16 protein-coding genes are annotated in these 21,369 nt (G+C 71.2%); 12 read left to right on the top strand and 4 right to left on the bottom strand.

Going from position 1 to position 21,369, the window contains the following annotated elements:
• The first annotated feature begins 228 nt into the window (after nt 1-228).
• The 10 genes from H483_RS23415 (at nt 229) to proB (ending at nt 13,924) form a co-directional block, all read left to right on the top strand.
• Nucleotides 229-1,221 carry a malate dehydrogenase gene (locus H483_RS23415; RefSeq protein WP_017835690.1) on the top strand — a complete coding sequence of 331 codons (993 nt, stop codon included), beginning with the start codon at nt 229-231 and terminating at the stop codon, nt 1,219-1,221.
• 64 nt (nt 1,222-1,285) lie between these two features.
• Nucleotides 1,286-3,994: a valine--tRNA ligase gene (locus H483_RS23410; protein WP_017835689.1), complete on the top strand. Its 2,709-nt coding sequence runs from the start codon at nt 1,286-1,288 to the stop codon at nt 3,992-3,994.
• Nucleotides 3,994-5,592, top strand: a complete 1,599-nt coding sequence (locus tag H483_RS23405) for a folylpolyglutamate synthase/dihydrofolate synthase family protein (protein WP_017835688.1) — start codon at nt 3,994-3,996, stop codon at nt 5,590-5,592. Before H483_RS23410 ends, H483_RS23405 begins: the two co-directional genes overlap by 1 nt.
• Nucleotides 5,589-6,020: a DUF4233 domain-containing protein gene (locus H483_RS23400; protein WP_017835687.1), complete on the top strand. Its 432-nt coding sequence runs from the start codon at nt 5,589-5,591 to the stop codon at nt 6,018-6,020. Before H483_RS23405 ends, H483_RS23400 begins: the two co-directional genes overlap by 4 nt.
• A gap of 30 nt (nt 6,021-6,050) precedes the next feature.
• Entirely contained in the window at nt 6,051-6,461 is a 411-nt protein-coding gene (gene ndk / locus H483_RS23395) for a nucleoside-diphosphate kinase (protein WP_017835686.1), read from the top strand.
• A 331-nt stretch (nt 6,462-6,792) separates the two neighbouring features.
• Nucleotides 6,793-10,335, top strand: a complete 3,543-nt coding sequence (locus tag H483_RS23390; RefSeq protein ID WP_017835685.1) for a ribonuclease E/G — start codon at nt 6,793-6,795, stop codon at nt 10,333-10,335.
• A gap of 238 nt (nt 10,336-10,573) precedes the next feature.
• Nucleotides 10,574-10,879 (top strand): 50S ribosomal protein L21, encoded by a 306-nt coding sequence (gene rplU, locus H483_RS23385; RefSeq protein WP_017835684.1) that lies wholly within the window; start codon nt 10,574-10,576, stop codon nt 10,877-10,879.
• A gap of 67 nt (nt 10,880-10,946) precedes the next feature.
• Nucleotides 10,947-11,210 carry a 50S ribosomal protein L27 gene (gene rpmA / locus H483_RS23380; RefSeq protein WP_017835683.1) on the top strand — a complete coding sequence of 88 codons (264 nt, stop codon included), beginning with the start codon at nt 10,947-10,949 and terminating at the stop codon, nt 11,208-11,210.
• Between the two features lie 141 nt (nt 11,211-11,351).
• Nucleotides 11,352-12,812 carry a GTPase ObgE gene (obgE, locus tag H483_RS23375; protein ID WP_017835682.1) on the top strand — a complete coding sequence of 487 codons (1,461 nt, stop codon included), beginning with the start codon at nt 11,352-11,354 and terminating at the stop codon, nt 12,810-12,812.
• Complete coding sequence (gene proB / locus H483_RS23370; protein WP_017835681.1) at nt 12,809-13,924, top strand: glutamate 5-kinase; 1,116 nt, start codon at nt 12,809-12,811, stop codon at nt 13,922-13,924. The genes obgE and proB overlap by 4 nt, the downstream gene beginning before the upstream one ends.
• A 22-nt stretch (nt 13,925-13,946) precedes the next feature.
• On the opposite strand, the gene H483_RS23365 is transcribed toward proB, so the two are convergent.
• Both H483_RS23365 and H483_RS23360 read right to left on the bottom strand, forming a co-directional pair.
• The gene (locus H483_RS23365) at nt 13,947-14,825 is read right to left on the bottom strand and encodes a Sir2 family NAD-dependent protein deacetylase (RefSeq protein ID WP_017835680.1); all 879 of its coding nucleotides are present in this window, start codon (nt 14,823-14,825) and stop codon (nt 13,947-13,949) included.
• Complete coding sequence (locus tag H483_RS23360; RefSeq protein WP_017835679.1) at nt 14,822-15,604, bottom strand: MBL fold metallo-hydrolase; 783 nt, start codon at nt 15,602-15,604, stop codon at nt 14,822-14,824. Before H483_RS23360 ends, H483_RS23365 begins: the two co-directional genes overlap by 4 nt.
• 23 nt (nt 15,605-15,627) lie before the next feature.
• Here H483_RS23360 and H483_RS23355 point away from each other — a divergent pair, with 23 nt between their 5' ends.
• Nucleotides 15,628-16,356, top strand: coding sequence for an AAA family ATPase (locus H483_RS23355; RefSeq protein ID WP_238556211.1), 729 nt, complete (start codon nt 15,628-15,630; stop codon nt 16,354-16,356).
• A 17-nt stretch (nt 16,357-16,373) separates the two neighbouring features.
• Nucleotides 16,374-18,194: an FAD-binding dehydrogenase gene (locus tag H483_RS23350; RefSeq protein WP_017835677.1), complete on the top strand. Its 1,821-nt coding sequence runs from the start codon at nt 16,374-16,376 to the stop codon at nt 18,192-18,194.
• A 40-nt stretch (nt 18,195-18,234) separates the two neighbouring features.
• Here H483_RS23350 and H483_RS23345 read toward each other — a convergent pair whose 3' ends face one another.
• A complete protein-coding gene (locus H483_RS23345; protein ID WP_042328896.1) occupies nt 18,235-19,386 on the bottom strand; it encodes a CaiB/BaiF CoA-transferase family protein in 1,152 nt (383 codons plus the stop codon).
• Complete coding sequence (locus tag H483_RS23340) at nt 19,383-21,332, bottom strand: NAD(P)/FAD-dependent oxidoreductase (RefSeq protein WP_017835675.1); 1,950 nt, start codon at nt 21,330-21,332, stop codon at nt 19,383-19,385. The genes H483_RS23345 and H483_RS23340 overlap by 4 nt, the downstream gene beginning before the upstream one ends.
• Nucleotides 21,333-21,369: the final 37 nt, after the last annotated feature.

Below are 21,369 nucleotides of genomic sequence, written 5' to 3'. Positions count from 1 at the left end.
GTGCTGCCGCGTCGCGCAAGGGCAGGCGAGGCCGCCGCCCCGGTCGGGTTCACCACCCGACCGCGCCCCACCGATCGCACCCCACCCGACCGCACCCCACCGATCGCGCACTGCGGGCCGGCCCCGGGGCGAACAGCGGGTGTACGGCGGCTCGCGCGGTCAACAGGGTGCCGGTTCCTCACTACTGTGGGGACCGACCCCGTCGTCGCCAGAGGAAGGTCCCCGCGCATGAGCTCCACCGCCCCGGTCACCGTCACCGTCACCGGTGCCGCCGGAAAGATCGCCTACTCCTTGCTCTTCCGGCTGGCGTCCGGTCTGGTCTACGGCCCCGACACCCCGGTCCGCCTCCGACTGCTGGACATCCCGTCGGCCGTCACGGCCGCCGAGGGCGTGGCGATGGAGATCGAGGACTGCGCTCTGCCGCTGGTCGACTCGATCGAGATCACCGACGACGCGACCGCGGCGTTCGACGGCGCCAACGCCGCGTTCCTCGTCGGGGCCATGCCGCGGGGCAAGGGCATGGAGCGCTCCGACCTGTTGAGCGCGAACGGTGCCATCTTCCGCGACCAGGCGCGCTCGATCAACGCCGGCGCCGCGGACGACATCCGCGTGGTGGTGGTGGGCAACCCCGCCAACACCAACGCCTACATTGCTCACAGGCACGCCCCGGACGTCCCGGCCGGTCGGTTCACCGCCCTCATGCGGCTCGACCACAACCGGGCGTTGAGCCAGCTCGCCACCCGCCTGGGCGCCCCCGTCGCCGAACTCGACGGGGTCGTGGTGTGGGGGAACCACTCGGCCACCCAGTTCCCGGACGTCTCCTATCTCACCCGAGCCGGTGAGCCCGTGACCGCCGGGCTCGGGCGGGACTGGCTGGCCGACACCTTCATCCCGCGGGTCGCGAACCGGGGATCCGAGATCATCGCCGTGCGGGGCTCGTCGTCGGCCGCCTCCGCGGCGGGGGCCGCCGTCGACCAGATGCGTGACTGGGTCCACGGCACACCGGGGGAGAGCTGGACCACGGTCGCGCTGCCCTCCGACGGGCAGTACGGCACGGTCCCGGGGGTGGTCACCGGCCTGCCCTGCCGCAGTAACGGCGGGGAATGGGAGGTCGTCGAGGGTCTGGAGATCGACGATTTCCAGCGCGCCCGCATCGACGCCTCGGTGGCCGAGTTGATCTCCGAGCGCGACGCCGTGCACGCCCTCGGCCTGACCGACTGACCCCGGGGGCGGGGCCTCCGGCGGCGTGTGTGGGGTCCCGGCGCGGACGGCCTACGATGGTCGGGTGACGACTGCAGCGACCCCCGGCCCCGAGACCGACCGCGCGGATTTGCTCCCCGCCTCCTGGAACCCCGGCGAGGTCGAGTCCGAGCTGTACCGACGCTGGGTCGACGCCGGCTACTTCGAGGCGGACCCCTCCAGCGACAAGCCCGCGTACTCGGTGGTGCTGCCTCCGCCGAATGTCACGGGCAGCCTGCACATGGGCCACGCGCTCGACCACACGCTCATGGACGTGCTGACGCGGCGCAAGCGCATGCAGGGATCCGAGGTCCTCTGGCTTCCCGGAATGGATCACGCCGGGATCGCCACCCAGACCCTCGTGGACCGCAAGCTCCGCGCCGAGGGGATCGACCGCCACGAGATCGGGCGCGAGGCGTTCATCGGACGAGTCTGGGAGTGGAAGCGTGAGTCCGGCGGGACCATCGGCGAGCAGATGCGCCGCCTCGGCGACGGCGTCGACTGGTCGCGTGAACGGTTCACCCTCGACGAGGGACTGTCCCGCGCGGTGCAGACCATCTTCAAGGAGCTCTACGACCAGGGGCTGATCTACCGCGCCGAGCGGCTGGTCAACTGGTCGCCCACACTCCAGACCGCCATCTCGGACATCGAGGTCAAGTACGCGGACGTCGAGGGCGAGCTGGTGAGCTTCCGCTACGGCTCGATGGACGACTCGCAGCCGCACCTGGTGGTGGCCACGACCCGGCTCGAGACGATGCTGGGCGACACGGCGATCGCCGTGCACCCGCAGGACGAGCGCTACGCCCACCTCGTGGGCACCGAGATCGAGCACCCGTTCCGCGACGGGTGGACCCTGCGCGTCGTGGCGGACGACCACGTCGATCCCGAGTTCGGCACGGGCGCGGTCAAGATCACGCCCGCGCACGATCCCAACGACTTCGCGATCGGCCAGCGCCACGGGCTGGAGATGCCCACGATCATGGACGCGACCGGCCGTATCGCCGACACGGGGACACGCTACGACGGGATGGACCGGTTCGAGGCGCGAAGGGTGATCCGCGAGGACCTCGCCGCCCAGGGCCGGATCGTCAAGGAGGTGCGTCCGTACCTGCACTCCGTCGGTCACTCGGAGCGATCGGGTGAGCCGATCGAGCCCCGGCTGTCCCTTCAATGGTGGGTCAGGGTCGAGGAACTGGCCCGGATGGCGGGAGACGCCGTGCGCGACGGTGACACGGTCATCCACCCGAGGAGCCAGGAACCGCGCTGGTTCGACTGGGTCGACGACATGCACGACTGGTGCATCTCGCGCCAGCTGTGGTGGGGCCACCGCATCCCCATCTGGTACGGGCCGGGTGGCGAGGTGGTCTGTGTGGGAGCCGACGAGCAGCCGCCCGCCGGGTACACGCAGGACACGGACGTGCTCGATACGTGGTTCTCCTCCGGTCTGTGGCCGTTCTCGACCATGGGCTGGCCCGACCGGACCGCCGACCTCGAGCGCTTTTATCCCACCTCCGTGTTGGTGACCGGATACGACATCCTGTTCTTCTGGGTGGCCCGGATGATGATGTTCGGCACCTTCGTCGGTCGTTCCCTCACCGGCGAGAGGTCCGCCCCGGGGAAGGTCCCGTTCACCGACGTGTTCCTCCACGGGCTCGTCCGCGACGAGCACGGCCAGAAGATGTCCAAGTCCAAGGGCAACGGCATCGACCCACTCGACTGGGTGGACCGTTTCGGCGCCGACGCGCTGCGCTTCACCCTGGCCCGGGGCGCCAATCCCGGCGGTGACCTGTCCGTGGGCGACGACGCCGCCCAGGCCTCACGCAACTTCGCCACCAAGCTCTTCAACGCCACCCGTTTCGCGCTGATGAACGGCGCGAGGGTGGGCGACCTGCCGGAGGATGCCGCGCTCACCGACGCGGATCGCTGGATCCTCCGGCGCCTCGGTGAGGTTCGGGTCTCCGTCGACGACGCCCTGGATCGCTACGAGTTCTCCAAGGCCTGCGAGGCCCTGTACCACTTCGCGTGGGACGAGCTGTGCGACTGGTACCTGGAGCTGGCCAAGGTCCAGTTCGGCAGCGACGACGAGTCGCGCCGCTCCGATCGGGCAGACAACACCCGTCTCGTCCTGGGGCACGTGCTCGACGTGGTGCTGCGGATGCTGCATCCCGTCATCCCGTTCGTCACCGAGGTGCTGTGGACGGCCCTGACCGGGCGCGACTCCGTGGTGATCGCGGACTGGCCCTCCGACGTCGTCCCGACCGAGGGCGCCACGGAGTCCGTGCGCCGGGTGGCCGACGCCCAGACCCTGGTCACCGAGATCCGTCGCTTCCGCTCCGACCAGGGACTCAAGCCCGGCCAGCGGGTGCCCGCACGCGTCACCGGGGTCGACCGGGCGGATCTGCCCGCCGACCTGCTCGACCAGGTGGCCTCGCTCGCGCGGTTCACCCCGGCCGGGGACGACTTCACCGCCACCGCCTCGCTGGAGGTCCGGCTTGGGCTGTCCACCGTGGGGGTCGAGATCGACACCTCGGGGACCATCGACCTGGCGGCCGAGCGGCGTCGTCTGGAAAAGGACCTCGCGGCCGCGCGCAAGGAGCTGGAGACCACCGGCGCGAAGCTGGGCAACGAGGCGTTCCTGGGCAAAGCCCCCGACCACGTGGTGGACAAGATCCGCGCGCGCCGGGATCTCGCCGGGGCCGAGGTCGCCAGGATCACCGCCCGACTCGAGGGCCTCCCCGTCGGGGGCGGCGCCTGATGGCGGGCCACCGGTGGCTCGAGCCCCACGACCCGGAGGAGGGCTGGGACACCCCCACTGAGGAGGACGTCGCCGAGCTGCTCGGGGAGGAGGGCCTGGTCTCCGGCGTCTCCCTCGGCGGACCGCTGCCCGGTGACGAGGACGGGGACGGTGAGGACCACCAGGAGCCGCGCCCGATCCCGGAGGTCGGCAGCCCCGAGTGGCAGGCCGACACCGCCGAACTCGCCGCGGTCGAGGAGGAGCTGGCCACCCGCTGGCCGGAGACCCGCCTCGAACCGAGCCTCGACCGGATCGCGGAGCTCACCGGCGTCCTCGGCGACCCGCAGCACGCCTACCCGGTCGTCCACGTGGCGGGGACCAACGGCAAGACCTCCGTGACCCGGATGATCGATGCCCTCCTGCGGGCTCTGCACCAGCGGACCGGACGTAACACCAGCCCGCACCTCCAGACGGTCACCGAACGCATCGCCCTCGACGGCCAGCCGGTCCCGGCCCGTCTGTTCGTGGACACTTACCGCGAATTGCAGCCGTACCTGGAACTGGTGGACCAGCGGTCCGTGTCCGACGGCGGTCCCCGGATGAGCTACTTCGAGGTGCTCACCGCGATGGCCTTCGCGGCCTTCGCCGACGCCCCGGTGGACGTGGCCGTGGTGGAGACCGGCATGGGCGGGACCTGGGACGCCACCAACGTGGTGCGGCCGGCCGTCGCCGTGGTCACCCCGATCGGCCTGGACCACACCGACTACCTCGGCGAGGACCTGGCGACCATCGCGGGGGAGAAGGCGGGGATCATCCAGCCGGGAGCCGAGGACGACCTGCTGCCGGGGGACCCGATCGCCGTGATCGGCCGCCAGGAGCCCGAGGCGATGGAGGTGCTGCTGCGTCGGGCGGTCGAGGTGGGCGCGGTGGTGGCGCGTCTGGGTTCCGAGTTCGACGTGGTCGAGCGACGACTGGCGGTGGGTGGCCAGCAGCTCACCCTGCGCGGTCTCGGCGGCGAGTACCCGGAGGTGTTCCTGCCATTGTTCGGCGAGCACCAGGCCGAGAACGCCGCCACCGCGCTGGCCGCCGTCGAGGCGTTCTTCGGGGCGGGGCCCGACCGCTCGCTGGACCCCGAACTCATCCGTGCCGGATTCGCGGCCGTGGACAACCCCGGCCGGCTCGAGCGGCTCAGCTCGAGCCCCACGGTGCTGGTGGACGCCGCGCACAACGGTCACGGCGGTCGCGCGCTGGCCGAGGCGGTCACCTCCGAGTTCGACTTCCGCCGTCTCGTCGCCGTGGTGGCGATGCTCGACGGCAAGGACGCCGACGCGTTCCTCGCGGCCATCGAGCCCGTCGTCGACGAGGTCGTCGTCACCAGGACCGGATCGCCGCGGGCGATGGCGCCGGGCGACCTCGCCCGCATCGCCGAGGACCGATTCACCGCCCAGCGGGTCCACGTGGTCGACGCCCTGCCCGAGGCGATCAGCGCCGCGCTGGACCTGGTGGGGGTTCCCGACCCCACCGCCGACGACGATGTCTCGGGAGTCGGCGTACTGGTCACGGGGTCGGTCGTGACCGCGGGTGCCGCCCGCGGCCTGTTCGGAAAGGACGCACAGTGACCGACTCCGGTTCCGTCGACTCCGGTTCCGTCGATCCCGGTGCCACCGCACACGAACCCTCCGTCGACCCGTGGAAGGGCCTGCGGGGGATCATGGCCGGGACACTGATCCTCGAGGCCATCGTGATCGGACTGGTGCTCACGGTGATCGCCCGGGTCGACGACGGAGAGCACTTCCAACCCTGGAAGGTGTGGTTCGTCAGCCTCCTCGCGGTGGCGATGGTCGTGGCCAGTGGTCTGCAGCGGCGGCCCTGGGCGATCCCGATGAACCTCACTCTCGCCGGACTGGCGGTGGCCGGGTGGGCCGTGCACTGGTCGATGGGGGTGTGCGGGCTGATGTTCGCGGCGGTGTGGGCGTACATCCTCTATCTCCGGCGGGACCTGTCCCGGAGGATGGCCGCCGGTTACCTGCCCAGCCAACACGACTGACGGGGTCCGGGTACTTGTAGCATTGCGGCCGTGACCGAGAGAACCTTCTTCCTCATCAAGCCCGACGGCGTCCAGCGAGGCCTGACCGGGACCATCCTCGCGCGAATCGAGGCCAAGGGCCTCCGGCTCGTGGCCATGGACATGCGCCACGTGCCCCAGGAGACCGCGGCCGAGCACTACGCCGAGCACGCCGAGCGTCCGTTCTACGGCGATCTGCTCGAGTTCATCACCTCCGGGCCGGTCGTGGCCGGTGTCGTCGAGGGCCCCCGCGCGATCGCCGCCTGGCGCCAGCTGGCCGGCGGGACCGACCCGGTGGACAAGGCCGCTCCCGGGTCCATCCGCGGCGACTTCGGGTTGGAGACCCAGTTCAACCTCGTCCACGGATCCGATTCCGAGGAGTCCGCGGCCCGCGAGATCGGACTGTGGTTCCCCGACCTCTGATCCGGATTCCTCGCCAGCGCCCGCGCTGGATGCGCCCGTCGGCCCTGTGCCCGGCGGGCGCATCTGTCTACCCACCGCTCCCGCGCGGCAACGCATCGACGGCGGGTGTGGGACAATGGCCGGAGCCCACATTCTCGGCGAGCGGACCACCAGTTCGCCCCGGATCGGGCGCCCGCCATCCGCGGGCCGGATCACACCGGAATCGCGGACCACATGACACAGCCCCACCTGTGTGGGGCCCAGAGAGAAATGCCGACCCCGTGCGGCGGCGTGGGTCACCGGAGTTGTTCCGGTGACGTGATCGCGCCCGGAGTCCGGCCAGAGGAGACACGTGTCGGATTCGACCCTGACCATCGACGATCTCAACGCGCTCCCGGAGAAGATGCGCGCGCACGCCGCGGCGAAGGCCGTGGGCATGACCAGCAAGGAGTTCCTGGCCGCGATGGCCGGGATCGGCGTGGAGATCAGGAGCGCCCAGTCCGGCGTGACCCGGGAGGTGCTGCTCACCTGGTTCGCCGGCCGTGAGGACGGAGGCGGGGCGGCACCCGCGGCGTCCCCCGCCGACCAGGACGCCCCCGCCGAGGATGTCCCGGCCGACACGGCCCCCGCGGAGAAGGCGGCAGCCGGTAAGGCCCCCGCCAGAAAGTCTGCGGCGAAGAAGGCGCCCGCCGAGAAGAAGGCAGCCACTGAAAAGAAGGCGGCAACCGATAAGAAGGCGCCGGCCGATAAGAAGGCGCCGGCGAAGAAGACCCGCAAGTCCGCCGCGGGCGGCGCGGCGACGGAACCGACAGCCGACCGCCCTGCCGCAGAGTCGGCTACCACCGAGCCCACTACCACCGAGCCCGCTACCACCGAGCCCGGAACCGCAGACGCCACCGACGCGAAGTCCGGGTCGAGGGCGACCGGCCGTCGGCCCCTGCCGGAGATGTCGATCGTGACCGGCGAGGTCGGCGCGGCGGAATCGCGCAACCGTCGCCGGTCCACCGCCACCCCCTCGTTCTCTCCTCTGTTCCTCTCGCCCGACGAGGCCGCCGCCAAGGCCGCGAAGGAGCGTCCGTCCCGCTCGACGTCCACCGCGTCCGACACCGCCCGGGCGGAGAAGCCCACCACCGAGAAGGCCCGGACCGGGTCCGACGCCGAGGCCGCGGAGACCACCGGCACGTCCGATCCGTCCCTCGCGTCCGACGCGTCCGATGACCAGAACGACGCCGGGGAGGGTGGTCGTCGCCGTCGCCGGGGCCGTCGTGGCCGCGGGCGTGGCCGGGGCGAGAACCAGGACGAGCAGAACGTCGACACGAACGGCGCCGAGGGGTCGCCGGAGGCCGCAGGCTCCGACGAGCAGGACAAGTCCGACGCCGGCGCGTCGGGTGGAGGCGCGTCGGGTGGGGGCGATGCCAGTCCCGAGTCCGACACGTCCGACGGGCGGTCCGGGTCGGGGGACGACGCCGCGGAGGACGTCTCGGACGACTCCGACGGGTCGCCGTCCGGTTCGCGTCGGCGCCGCCGTCGTCGTCGTCGCGGAGGGGGGTCGGGCAACGACGACACCCAGGCCGCCGGTGACGATTCCGCCGACTCTGACGCCCGGGAGCAGCGCGAACCTCGCCGCCGCTCGGCGCGCGGCGGCCAGGGCTCCGGCCCGGCCACCGACGAGGTGCAGGGCATCAGCGGGTCGACGCGGCTCGAGGCCAAGCGGCAGCGTCGCCGTGACGGGCGCGATGCCGGGCGCCGCCGTCAGCCGATCCTCTCCGAGTCCGAGTTCCTCGCCCGCCGCGAGTCCGTCGACCGCGTGATGGTGGTGCGGGAGAAGAAGCGCGGCGACGGCAAGGGGGTCATGACCCAGGTCGGCGTGCTCGAGGACAAGGTCCTGGTGGAGCATTTCGTCACCACCGAATCCGCCCGGTCCATGGTGGGCAACGTCTACCTCGGCCGCGTCCAGAACGTGCTCCCGAGCATGGAGGCCGCGTTCGTCGACATCGGGCGTGGCCGCAACGGCGTGCTGTACGCCGGCGAGGTCAACTGGGAGGCCGCCGGACTCGGCGGCAAGGCCCGGCGGATCGAGCAGGCGCTCAAGCCCGGCGACATGGTCCTGGTGCAGGTCACCAAGGACCCGATCGGCCAGAAGGGTGCCCGGCTGACCACGCAGATCTCGCTGGCCGGCCGGTTCCTCGTGTACGTGCCCGACGGCAACTCCACCGGAATCTCCCGCAAACTCCCCGACACCGAGCGGCGCCGGCTCAAGTCGATCCTCAAGGACGTGGTCCCCGAGGGTTCGGGTGTGATCATCCGGACCGCTGCCGAAGGGGTCAGTGAGGAGGAGATCGGCCGGGACGTCGAACGCCTCGCGGCCCAGTGGACCGAGATCTCCGAGGCGGCTGCCAAGCGGACCTCCTCCGGCTCGGGCACTCCGATCGCCCTGTACGAGGAGCCGGACCTACTGGTCAAGGTGGTGCGTGACCTGTTCAACGAGGACTTCTCCTCGCTGGTGATCCAGGGCGAGACCTCATGGGACACCGTCCACGACTACGTCTCGAGGGTCGCACCGGAGATGACCGGGCGACTCGAGCGCTACGACAACCCCGACGTCGACGTGTTCGCCACCCACCGCGTGGACGAGCAACTGGCCAAGGCCCTCGATCGCAAGGTGTGGCTGCCCTCCGGCGGATCACTCGTGATCGACCGCACCGAGGCCATGACGGTCATCGACGTCAACACCGGCAAGTACACGGGCTCGGGCGGCAACCTCGAGGAGACCGTCACGAAGAACAACCTCGAGGCGGCCGAGGAGATCGTCCGCCAACTGCGCCTGCGCGACGTGGGCGGAATGGTGATCATCGACTTCATCGACATGGTGCTCGAGGCCAACCGCGACCTCGTCCTGCGGCGGCTCACCGAGGCGCTGGGCCGCGACCGCACCCGGCACCAGGTCTCCGAGGTCACCTCGTTGGGGCTCGTCCAGCTCACCCGCAAGAAGCTCGGCACCGGTCTCATCGAGGCCTTCTCCACGCCGTGTGAGCACTGCCAGGGCCGTGGACTGATCGTGCACGCCGACCCGGTGCACACCGAGTCCCACAACGCCGACGAGCCCGGCTCGCGACGGGGCCGCAAGCGCGGTGGCAAGGGATCGGACGCGGATCAGTCGGAGTCCCCGTCCACGTCGTCGACCACTCCCAGGCAGGCGCCCAAGAAGGACGGGCCCGCGCCGGCCGCCCACCCGGCCGCGCTCGCGATCGCACGTCACGAGGCCGAGCAGGCGGTCGCGCCGAAGCCCGACCCGGATCAGGCCGTCGCAGGGTCGTCGGACACGGACCAGGCGGCCACGGGGACCTCGGGCCAGGCGGAGGTCGTCACCGCGGAGCCGGCGTCGCCGGCCACGACCGGTGACGCCGGGTCCTCCGACGCCGCGGAACCCGGGGACACCGACGCCGGTGTGCCCGAGTCCGCGGACGCCGCCGGGTCGCGGCCGGGACGCCGTCGTCGTCGCGCCACTCGTCGCCCCGCCGACGGGACCATCGCCCCGGCCGTCGCGGCGGAGGACGGTGCTGTCGCCGAGGCCGTCGAGACGCCCGAGGACGAGGCGGCGGTCATGGCGGAGGCCACGGAGGTCGTGCAGACGGTCACGGCCGTCGAATCGGATCCCGACCCCGCCGGGCCCCGCACGCCCGGCCGCCGACCGCGCAGGCGGTCGACCCGTCGCGAGGCCGGTGCCGCCGCGTCCACGGCCCCCTCGGGGGAGTCGGCACCGGTGGCGGCGGTGCCCGTCGCGGCCGCCCCGCTCGCGGAGGCGCCCCCGGTCGCGGTCGCGGAGCCGCGCCGGCGTCCGGCGCGACGACGCGCGACGCGGACAACGACCGCTCCCGACGGGGGCGATCGATAGAGGTCTCGGGCCCGGAGGCGCTGCCGGTTTGACCTGCTGCGCCGCCGGGCCGTAACCTTGACAAGTCGCTCGTGGCGGCGCTATGTCGTCGCGCGAGAAGTCGCGGGCCGGGCCTTCCGAGGCCCCGGGGCCGGCGATCCCGGCCGACGAGAGTCGGTCGGTCAGAGAGAACACCGCACAGTAGTCGTGGTCGTCCCCAGCGGCGGTCACACACCCGAGAAGCAAGGGGAAGCCCTCGATGTACGCGATCGTCAAGACCGGCGGCAAGCAGTACAAGGTCGCCGAAGGGGACCATGTCAAGGTCGAGAAGATCGAGGGTGAGGCCGGCACCTCCGTGTCCCTGTCCCCGATCCTCGTGGTCGACGGATCGACCGTCACCTCCGCTGCCGACGCCCTGGCCAAGGTCTCCGTCTCCGGTGAGATCGTGGAGCAGACCAAGGGTCCGAAGATCCGGATCCACAAGTTCAAGAACAAGACCGGATACCACAAGCGTCAGGGTCACCGTCAGAAGCTGACGGTGCTCAAGATCACCGGTATCAAGTAATCCATCACGGCCGCCAAGGCCACCAGCTCAGCGCCCTCGGGCGTCTTCCCTGAAGGAGGGTTCGGACATGGCAAGTAAGAAGGGCGCATCCAGCACCCGTAACGGTCGTGACTCCAACGCGCAGCGCCTCGGCGTCAAGCGCTTCGGTGGCCAGGAGGTCAACGCCGGCGAGATCCTGATCCGCCAGCGCGGCACCAAGTTCCACCCGGGCGTGGGCGTCGGCCGTGGCGGCGACGACACGCTGTTCGCTCTGGCCGCCGGCGCGGTGGAGTTCGGGACCAAGCGTGGTCGCAAGACCGTCAACATCGTCCCGGTCGGCGTCGAGGGCTGACCCGGCAACGCTGACGAGAAGTCGCCCTCGGGGGCCGGGCGGGGTCGGACGACCCCACGCCCGGCCCCCGAGCGCATTTCCACCCCGGTCGTCGAGTCCCAGCACCACCCATCACCCACCAGCAGCAGGAGGAGTCCGCCCATGTCGAGATTCGTCGACCGCGTAGTGCTCCACCTCGCGGCGGGGGACGGCGGCCGCGGCTGCACGTCCGTGCACCGGGAGAAGTTCAAACCGCTCGGTGGGCCTGACGGGGGCAACGGCGGTAGCGGCGGCGACGTCGTGCTGGTGGTGGACCCGCAGGTCCACACCCTGCTCGACTTCCACTTCCGCCCCCACGCCCGGGCGGGCAAGGGGCAGCCCGGCATGGGGGCCAACCGCAACGGCGCCCGCGGTGAGGACCTCGTCCTCGCGGTACCGCCCGGGACCGTCGTCCTCGACGAGGACGGGCAGGTGCTGGCCGATCTGGTCGGCGCCGGGACCCGCTTCGTGGCGGCCGAGGGCGGCAAGGGCGGGCTCGGCAACGCCGCGCTCGCCTCGAGGGCCCGCAAGGCCCCCGGGTTCGCCCTGCTCGGTGAACCCGGCGAGGTCCGCGACCTGACCCTCGAACTCAAGTCCATGGCGGACGTCGGACTGGTCGGGTTCCCCTCGGCGGGCAAGTCGTCGCTCGTGTCGGTGCTGTCCGCGGCCAAACCCAAGATCGCCGACTACCCGTTCACCACCCTGGCGCCCAACCTCGGCGTGGTCTCGGTGGGCGACGACACGTTCACCATCGCGGACGTGCCCGGGCTCATCCCCGGAGCCAGCGAGGGACGCGGTCTGGGCCTGGACTTCCTGCGCCACATCGAACGCACGGCCGTCCTCGCGCACGTGGTGGACTGCGCGAACCTCGAGTCCGACCGCGACCCCGTCTCGGATGTCGACGCACTCGAGGCCGAGCTCGCCGCCTACCAACCGGAACTCGCCAGCGCCGGGCTGGGCGACCTGGCCGACCGACCCCGGGTCGTGGTGCTCAACAAGATCGACGTTCCGGACGCCGCCGACATGGCCGAGATGGTCACCGCCCACTTCGAGGCCAAGGGCTGGCCGGTGTACGCGATCTCCGCGGTCGCGCACCGGGGCCTGGACGAGTTGCGGTACGGGCTGTACGAGCTCATCAAGGCCCATCGCAAGGCGAACCCGCCTGCGGCGCCCGAGCGGATCGTCCTTCGGCCCAGGGCCGTGGACGGGGTCGAGTTCACGGTCCGGAAGGATCCGGACGAAGCCGGTGCCTTCGTGGTGTCGGGATCCAAACCCGAACGCTGGATCCGCCAGACCGACTTCGCCAACGACGAGGCCGTGGGCTTCCTCGCCGACCGCCTGGCCCGGCTGGGTGTCGAGGACGCGCTCATCAAGGCCGGGGCGCAGGCGGGTTGCGCGGTCACCATCGGCGACGTCTCGTTCGACTGGGAGCCCCAGACTCCGGCCGGCGTGGACCTCATGCGCACCGGGCGTGGCACGGACATCCGGTTGGAGTCCGACGAGCGCGTGGGCGCCCAGGAGCGCAAGTACCGCAAGCGGGTGCGCCGCGGCCTGATCGATCCCGACGAGGAGATCCTGGAGTGACCGGTGAACCGGAGCTGCGGCGCCGGATAGGCACGGCCCGCCGAGTGGTCGTCAAGATCGGGTCCTCGGCCATCACGAGCTTCGGGGGCGGGATCCGCAGACCGCAGCTCGATGCCCTGGCCGACGTCTGTCAGGCGCGCATGGCCGCGGGGTCGGACGTGTTCGTGGTCTCCTCCGGCGCGATCGGTGCGGGGATGTCCCCGCTGGGGATGACCACCCGCCCCGCGACACTGTCCGCCAAGCAGGCCGCCGCCAGCGTGGGGCAGCTCGAGCTGGCCCGGGCGTGGGGCGACTCCTTCTCCCGATACGACCGGGTGGTGGGCCAGGTCCTGCTGACGGCGGGTGACATCGGGCGGCGGGAGAGCGCGGCAAACGCGCAGCGCACCCTGGACCGCCTCCGCACACTCGGCGCGGTACCGGTGGTCAACGAGAACGACACGGTGGCCACCAACGAGATCCGCTTCGGCGACAACGACCGCCTGGCCGCTCTGGTGGCGCACCTCATCAGCGCCGATGCGCTGGTCCTGCTCTCGGACGTCGACGCCCTGTACGACTCGGACCCGCGGAAGGGCGACGCCACCGCGGTGACGATGGTGTCGGGTGCGGCCGACCTCGACGGGGTGGTGGCCGGGGCCGGCGGGGCCCTGGGGACCGGCGGGATGGCCTCCAAGCTCGCGGCGGCGCGGCTCGCCGCCGACGCCGGCATCCCGGTGCTGCTCACCGCGGCCGAGCTGGCCTCGGAGGCACTGGCCGACGAGCCGCGGGTGGGCACGGTGTTCGCACCCCGGCCCGAGCGGATGACCGCGCGCCGGTTCTGGGTCCGCCACGCGGCCGACGCGCGGGGCTCGGTGATCCTGGACGACGGCGCGGTGCGTGCCGTCACCGGGTCGCGGCGCTCGCTGCTGCTGGCGGGTGTGACCGGCGTCGACGGGCTGTTCCACTTCGGCGACGTGATCGAGATGCGCGATCCCGCCGGTCAGACCGTCGCGAGGGGGATCGCCCAGTACGACTCGGTCGAGGTGCGGACGCGACTGGCCGAACGCGCCTCGGGCAGCGGCACGACGGGCCAGGGTCGTCCGCTCGTCCACGCCGACGACCTGGTGGCGCTGTAGACGGCGCCGGAGTGCCTGGTCTCTACAACGCATTGTCGACGAGCGCGAGCACCTCCACGCAGTCGCCGTCGATCGTCAGGGTGGCCTCCGCGTGTGCCCGGGTATGGCCACGGTTGATCACGACCACGGGCGTGCCGGTGGTCACCGCACGCCGCACGAACCGGTACCCGGACCGGACGGTGAGAGAAGACCCCACGACGACGACGAGGTCGGACCCGTCGACCAGGTCGTTGGCCTCGGCCACGCGGTGCGCCGGGACGTTCTCCCCGAAGTAGACGATGTCGGGTTTGAGCACTCCCGAACACCGGCGGCAGTCCACCATGCGGAAGTCCGAGGTGTCGGCGAGGACGGCGTCGGCGTCCGGGGCGACCTCGATGGCGCCGCGTGTGGCCACTCGCTCCGCGAACCCGGGGTTGAGGCGGTCGAGCTCCTCGTGCAGTGCCCACCTGCTCTGGCGTAGCCCGCAGTCGAGGCACGTCACCACGGCGTAGGTGCCGTGGAGGTCCACGAGCCGGCGGCTGCCGGCCTTGAGATGGAGCAGGTCCACGTTCTGGGTGATGACACCGTTGACCAGCCCACGGCGCTCCCAGTCGGCCAGCAGCGCGTGGGCCGCGTTGGGGCGGGCGGCCTCCATGTGTCGCCAGCCCAGGTGGTTGCGGGCCCAGTAGTGGCGGCGGAACCCGGGGTCGCCGACGAACTGCTGGAACGTCATGGGCGTCCGGGCGGGGGAGTCGGGGCCGCGGTAGTCGGGGATCCCGGAGGGGGTGGAGATCCCCGCGCCGGTGAGGATCGTGGTGTTCCGGCCCCGCATGAGGTCGGCGACCGCGGCCGCCCGCGCCGGCAGGTCCCGGTCAGGATCGGTGCGCGCGGCGGGGGTCCAGGCCGTGTCCCGGATCCTCACCCCGGCACGCCTCCCGGGCCCGCCGGGTCGTGGGCACACACCACACGCAGGTCCGCGCCCCGACGCCCGGCCAGCGCCGCGAGGCGCGCGTGGGTCAGGTCCACTGCCGACGGGACCAGCGACAGGGTGCGTTCTGCGACCGCGACCGCTCTGGGGTATCCGACGGAGGGGTCGATCTGGCCCCTCAGGTAGAACGCATCCCCGGCGTGCAGGACGTCGAGTTCGCCCGGGTCCCGGGGATCTCCCGGCACCAGGACCCCGGCATGTCCGACGGTGTGACCCGGCAGGTCCACCAGGATCATCCCCTCGAGGACCCGGTCGAGGGGGTGCACCCGGAAGCCCTCCCACCGGTCGGTCCCGTAGGTGTACTCGACGAAGTCCGGCCCGTGCGCCCACTGGGCACGCCGGTACCGCCGCCGCTCGATCCAGCGCGGGGTGCGCGCCGCCCACGTCAGAGCCTCGGAGGACACGTGGACCTGCGCCTCTGGGAAGTCGGCGAGACCGCCGATGTGATCGAAGTCCATGTGGGTGAGCACGATGTGGCGTACCTCGCGGGGGTCCAGCCCCATCGCCTCGATGCGTCGGTACGCCGTCTCATCCGCGTCCAGTCGGGGCCGCATCGCATGTCTCATCGGGCCCAGCCGGGCGGCGGGGTCCGCGATGTCGCGGAGTCCGATGCCGGTGTCCACCAGCACCAGTCCCCCCGGGGTCTCCACCAGCAGCACGCGGGTGGGCATCCGTCCGGCGAACGTCCCGCAGTTCATCTGGTGGATCCGCATGTCGGTAACGGTACCGTGGCCGCGTGAGTCGAGACGGCGTGCTGGACCCGCGGCCGCTGGTCCGCGTCACGGTGGACCCCGGTCTCGTTCCGCCCGTGGGGGAGTGGCCGTACTCGGTACCCGCGGTGTCCGCTCTGGCGCGCGACGGGTTGGAGCTGGAGACCCTCACCGTGCTGGTGGGGCAGAACGGGTCCGGCAAGTCCACGATCATCGAGGCGGTGGCCATGGCGTTCGGTCTCAACGCCGAGGGCGGGTCCACCGGCGCCCGGAACTCGACGTGGGCGTCGGAGTCCCCGTTACACGACGCGCTGCGTCTGGTGCGCGGTGGCGGGGCGCCCCGGTGGGGGTACTTCGTGCGGGCCGAGACCATGCACGGCCTGTTCACCTACCTGCAGTCGACGGGACCGGGGCAGGACTTCCACGCGCGCAGCCACGGCGAGGCGTTTTGGGACCTGCTGGACTCACGGTTCACCGGCGGCGGGCTGTTCGTGTTGGACGAGCCGGAGGCGGGGTTGTCCTTCGACGCGCAACTCCGCCTGGTCGCGCTGCTGCTCGACCTCGCCGACCGTCGGAGCACCCAGGTGCTCATGGCCACCCACTCGCCGATCCTGGCCTCCGTGCCGGGAGCCGCAGTGTACGAGCTGTCGGAGGACGGGATGCACCGTCGCCGCTGGGAGGACCTGGCGATGGTGGACCACTACCGCCGATATCTCGCGGCGCCCGAGCGGTATCTCCGTCATCTCCTGGAGTGACCCGGCACACTGGACTCATGACCAACTTCTCGTCGCGCCCCGACCGCACCGCCGGGGAGGCCCGCCCCGTCCACCCCGTCTACCCCTCGTACGCGCCGCCGTCCGCCTCGACCGCGGCCAACGCCGGGCCGCTCCCGGCCCCCGAACCCGGGTTCGAGCCCGAGATCATCGTCGTGGGTCACGGACTGGCGGGGTTGGTGGCCACCTACGAGGCGAGCCGTGCGGGCAAGAAAGTCCTCGTGGTGGATCAGGAGAACGAGAAGAACCTGGGCGGACAGGCCTACTGGTCGCTCGGCGGGCTGTTCATGGTGGACACCCCCGAGCAGCGGCGCATCGGCATCCACGACTCACTGGACCTGGCGTGGCGCGACTGGCTCGGGTCGGCCGCCTTCGACCGGCCGGAGGACCACTGGCCCCGTCGGTGGGCGCGGGCGTACGTGGAGTTCGCGGCGGGGGAGAAGCGGACGTACCTCAACGCGCTGGGGCTCAGGATCATCCCCACCGTCGGCTGGGCGGAACGTGGTGGCGGCGACGTGGGGGGCCACGGCAACTCCGTCCCGCGCTTCCACGTCACCTGGGGCACCGGGCCGGAGGTGGTTCGGGTCTTCGAGGAGCCGGTTCGTGCGGCTGCCGCCGAGGGCCTGGTGCGTTTCGCGGTGCGACACCGGGTCGACGAGATCGTGGTCGAGGACGGGCGGGCCGTCGGCGTCCGCGGGGCCACCCTGGTCCCGTGCGATCTGGACCGGGGCGTGTCCTCCCCCCGCGAGGAGACGGGCACCTTCGAGTTCCGCGGCGGCGCGGTGCTCGTGTCCTCGGGCGGGATCGGCGGCAACCCGGATCTGGTGCGCCGGTACTGGCCGGCGGACCGGATGGGAGAGGCGCCCCGGGACCTCATCCTGGGGGTCCCGGAGCACGTCGACGGCCGCATGCTCGAGATCTCGGGCACGGCCGGGGCGAATCTCATCAACCGCGACCGGATGTGGCACTACACGGAAGGGGTCGCCAACTTCGCGCCCATCTGGCCCTCGCACGCCATCCGCATCATCCCGGGCCCGTCGACGCTGTGGTTGGACGCCACCGGCGCGCGCATGCCGGTGCCGCTGTTCCCGGGGTTCCACACCACCGCGTCCGTCGAGGCCATCCGCCGGACCGGGTACGACTACTCGTGGTTCGTCCTGGACTCGGCCATCGCGGAGAAGGAGTTCGTGCTCTCCGGTTCCGAGCAGAATCCGGAGATGACCGACAAAATGGTCAAGAAGTTCCTGTCCCGCGCCAAGAAGGGGCTCCCGGCGTCGGTCGGCGCATTCGCCGAGAAGGGCGTGGACTGGGTGGTGGCCGACTCCCTGGAGGAGCTGGTCGCCGGGATGAACGAGCTGGTCGGTGAGGACGAGCCCGAGCTCGACGTGGAGAGTGTGCGTGAGTTCGTCCTGTCGATGGACGGCCAGATGGACAACCCCTTCGCCAAGGACGCGCAGGTGCAGGCCATCCACAACTCTCGCCGGGTGCTCACCGACAAGCTCACCCGCATCGCCAAGCCGCACAAGCTGCTCGCGGACTCGGGCGCCGGCAAGGGATCCGCTGCGGGCTCGGGTGGCCCGCTGATCGCGATCAAGGTGCACCTCATGACCCGCAAGACCCTGGGCGGGATCGAGACCACGCTGGACTCCCAGTGTCTGCGACCGGACGGGGAGCCCTTCCCCGGTCTGTACGCGGCGGGGGAGGTCGCCGGCTTCGGCGGCGGAGGGGTCCACGGCTACAACTCGCTCGAGGGCACCTTCCTAGGCGGATGCATCTTCTCCGGGATGAAGGCCGGGCGGGCGATGGCGCGGGAGGTCTGACCGCCGGGCCGGAGGCGTCGGCCCGGGGCGCCACCGCCGTTCACCGGGAACACGGACCTCCCCGGTGCGGATTCCTCCACCGAGACAGAACCGCGTCCAAGTCCGACCGCGCTCGAGGTGGTGCCGCTCCGCGGGAGGTGCTCATCCGAGGGGCCGCGGCCGGCATCGGGTAGCCCCCCGCGTCGACGAAGGACTCCCGCCGGACCGCGTGGTCATGGAGCGTGGCCTCCTGGAGTGTGAGCACCGGTGTGACGCACGCGTCGAGCTCGTCGAAGACCTCGGCCCAGGCGTCGCGGTCACGCGAGGCGAACAATCGACCGAAGAGCGCGGTCAGCGCGTCCCAGTTGGTGGTGTCCCAGCGATTCGGCAGGTCGGCGTGATCCAGCCCGAGACCCCGCACGACGCGGTCATAGAACACGTCCTCGAGCGCTCCCACCGCGACGAACCCGCCGTCGGCGCACTCGTAGGCCCGGTAGAACGGTGCCGAGCCGTCGAGGAGATTGGTGCCCCGGCGGGACGACCATCGCCCGGAGTGTTGCCACGATCGGACCAGACCCGTCAGGGAACCGGCGCCGTCGACCATCGCCGCGTCCACGACCTGGCCCCGGCCCGTCCGCTGCCGCTCGTGGAGGGCCGCGAGGATTCCCACCAGCAGGAACATCGACCCTCCGCCGAAGTTGCCGACGAGGTTCAGCGGTGGTGTGGGCGGCCCGGAGGCCGGGCCGAGTTGCCCCAGGGCGCCTGACAGCGCGAGGTAGTTGATGTCGTGTCCGGCCACGCCGGCCAGCGGTCCCTCCTGACCCCAGCCGCTCATGCGGCCGTAGATCAATCCCGGGTTCTCCCGCTGCCACACGTCGGGGCCGAGACCGAGTTTCTCCATCGTTCCCGGGCGGGACCCCTCCATCAGGACGTCGGCTCTCCCCACGAGGTCCCGCAGTCGCCTCAGTCCGTCCGCCTCGGCGAGGTCGACCGCGAGCTCGGTCCTGCCCCGGAGCATCCCCGCGTTCGCGTCGTCGTTGCCGTCGTCGGCCCCCACGGGGACGGGTCGCACCACCCGGATCACCTCGGCGCCGAGGTCGGCCAGCATGAGCCCGGCGTGCAGTAGTGGGCCGATCGCCTCCATCTCCACCACCCGGAGTCCCGCCAGGGGCCCGCCGTGGGGGCTCCCGGCAGCCCCATCCGGCACGCTCACCACCCGGTGGTCGCGGCCTGCGCCGACCCGTCGCGGACCGGCTCGGTATGGAAGTCCGAGGGGTCGACATGGTTGGTCATAGCCCAGTAGTCGTTGATGCGCCAGGGCAGCACCGACACGACGCGACCGTCCGGGTTGCGGTACCAGTTCTCCATCGCCGGATGGGTCCACACCATTCGCGCGTGCTGCCGGTCGACGGCGTCGTTGTAGCGTTCGTTGACCTCACTGCGGCACTCCAGCGTGCCGAGGCCCTGCGTGCGCATCAGCCGTAGCGCATCCATGATGTACCTGACCTGGCATTCCAGGATGGTGATGAAGCTGCCCCCGTGGCCCAGGCCCGTGTTGGGCCCGGTCATGATAAAGAAGTTGGGGAAATCGGGGACCGTGATCCCGAGATACGCGCGCGCGTCGTGGTCCCCCCAGATCTCCCTGGTGGAGCGCCCCGATCTGCCCACGATGTCCATCGGGTAGAGGATCCGCACGCTGTGGAAGCCGGTCGCCATGACGATGATGTCCAGCTCGTGCTCGACGCCGTCGGAGTCGACCAGTCCGGAGGGCGTCACCTCCTCGACCCCGCGGGGGACCAGCGTGACCTGGGGCTTGCGCAGCATCGCGAACCAGCCGTTGTCCAGCAACATCCGCTTGCCGAAGGGGGGATAGTCCGGCAGTGACGCCTCGATGAGGTCGTCGCGGTCGCCCAGTTGATCGCGGAGGTAGCGTTCGTAGAATTTGCGGTGCCCGTGGTTGGTCGCGTTGATCGAGGCGCTCGGTTCCGGCCACTCGGGGTCCACCTGGAGGGTGGGGTAGACCTTGTCGTTGAAGATCCACGACAGCCTGGCGCGGTACCACTCCCGGTACCCGGGGACGTGGTCCATCAGCCAGTGCACGTCCTCATCGATGGTCGCGAAGTAGTCGTCGTTGGGGGCGATCCACTGCGGTGAACGTTGGAAGACCGTCAGGGAACCGACCCGGTCGGCGATGGCCGGGCCGATCTGCATCGCGCTGGCGCCCGCCCCCACGATGCCCACCCTCTTGCCCCGCAGGGCGTCCGGCTCGTCGAGCTCGCTCGGCCACTCGGCGGAATGGAAGAGACGACCCCGGAAACCCTCCATTCCCGGGAGGTTCGGGACCTTGGGGCGGTTGAGAAGGCCGACCGCACTGATGAGGATCGGTGCCTCCAGGACCTCCGATACACCGTCGGGCCGACGCACCGTCACGCGCCAGGACTGCCCCGGCTCGTCGAACTGCGCGCGCGTGACCTCGTGGCGGAACCGGACGTGCTGACGGATGTCGTTCGCCTCCGCGAAGGCCTCGAGGTAACCCTGGACCTCGTCGCGTTTGCCGAAGTGCGTGGACCAGTTGTGGGGGAAGGAGGAGATCGAATAAAGGTGGCTGGGGGTGTCCACCCCGGCTCCGGGATAGCGGTTCTCCCACCAGGAACCGCCCACGTCGTCGTTCTTCTCAAGGATCACGTGGGGGATGCCGGCACGGGTGAGCTCCACCGAGGCCAACATCCCCGCGATGCCGGCGCCGATCACGATCGCGTGGAGGCGCTCGTCGGGTGCGGCGGCAGCCGGCGCGATCCGCGGCCCGTTGACGATCTCCGCCATCATCGGGGCGAAGTCCGGCGGCACGGTCTCGCCGCAGGTGAAGTTGAGCAGCCGCTCGACGTCCGAGTGCCCGACCTCCGGCCGGGGAGGCCTCCCCGACTCCCACCAGCGCTCGACCGCGACGACCACCGCGTCCTGGATCTCGGCCTGGATCTCGTCCGGAAGACCCCCGGTCGCGTTGTCGTCCATGCCCCGGCTGCGGGTGGGTTGATAGCGGGGTGCCATCCACCGCTCGTCGGCCGTCAGCTCCAGTAGGACGGCGAGGAGGGTGGGGACGTTGCCCGCGCGGACCGCCGAACGGAGGCGGCGACGGTCCGATTCAGTGACTGTGGTCATACGTCGCAGGCTAACAGTAGTTAGCCCCAAGGCCAAG

The organism is Dietzia sp. UCD-THP (genome assembly GCF_000349585.1).
GTDB classification, from domain to species: domain Bacteria; phylum Actinomycetota; class Actinomycetes; order Mycobacteriales; family Mycobacteriaceae; genus Dietzia; species Dietzia natronolimnaea_A.
Note: the sequence above shows the minus strand (reverse complement) of the source record. Positions and strands in the feature narration are given on the sequence as shown.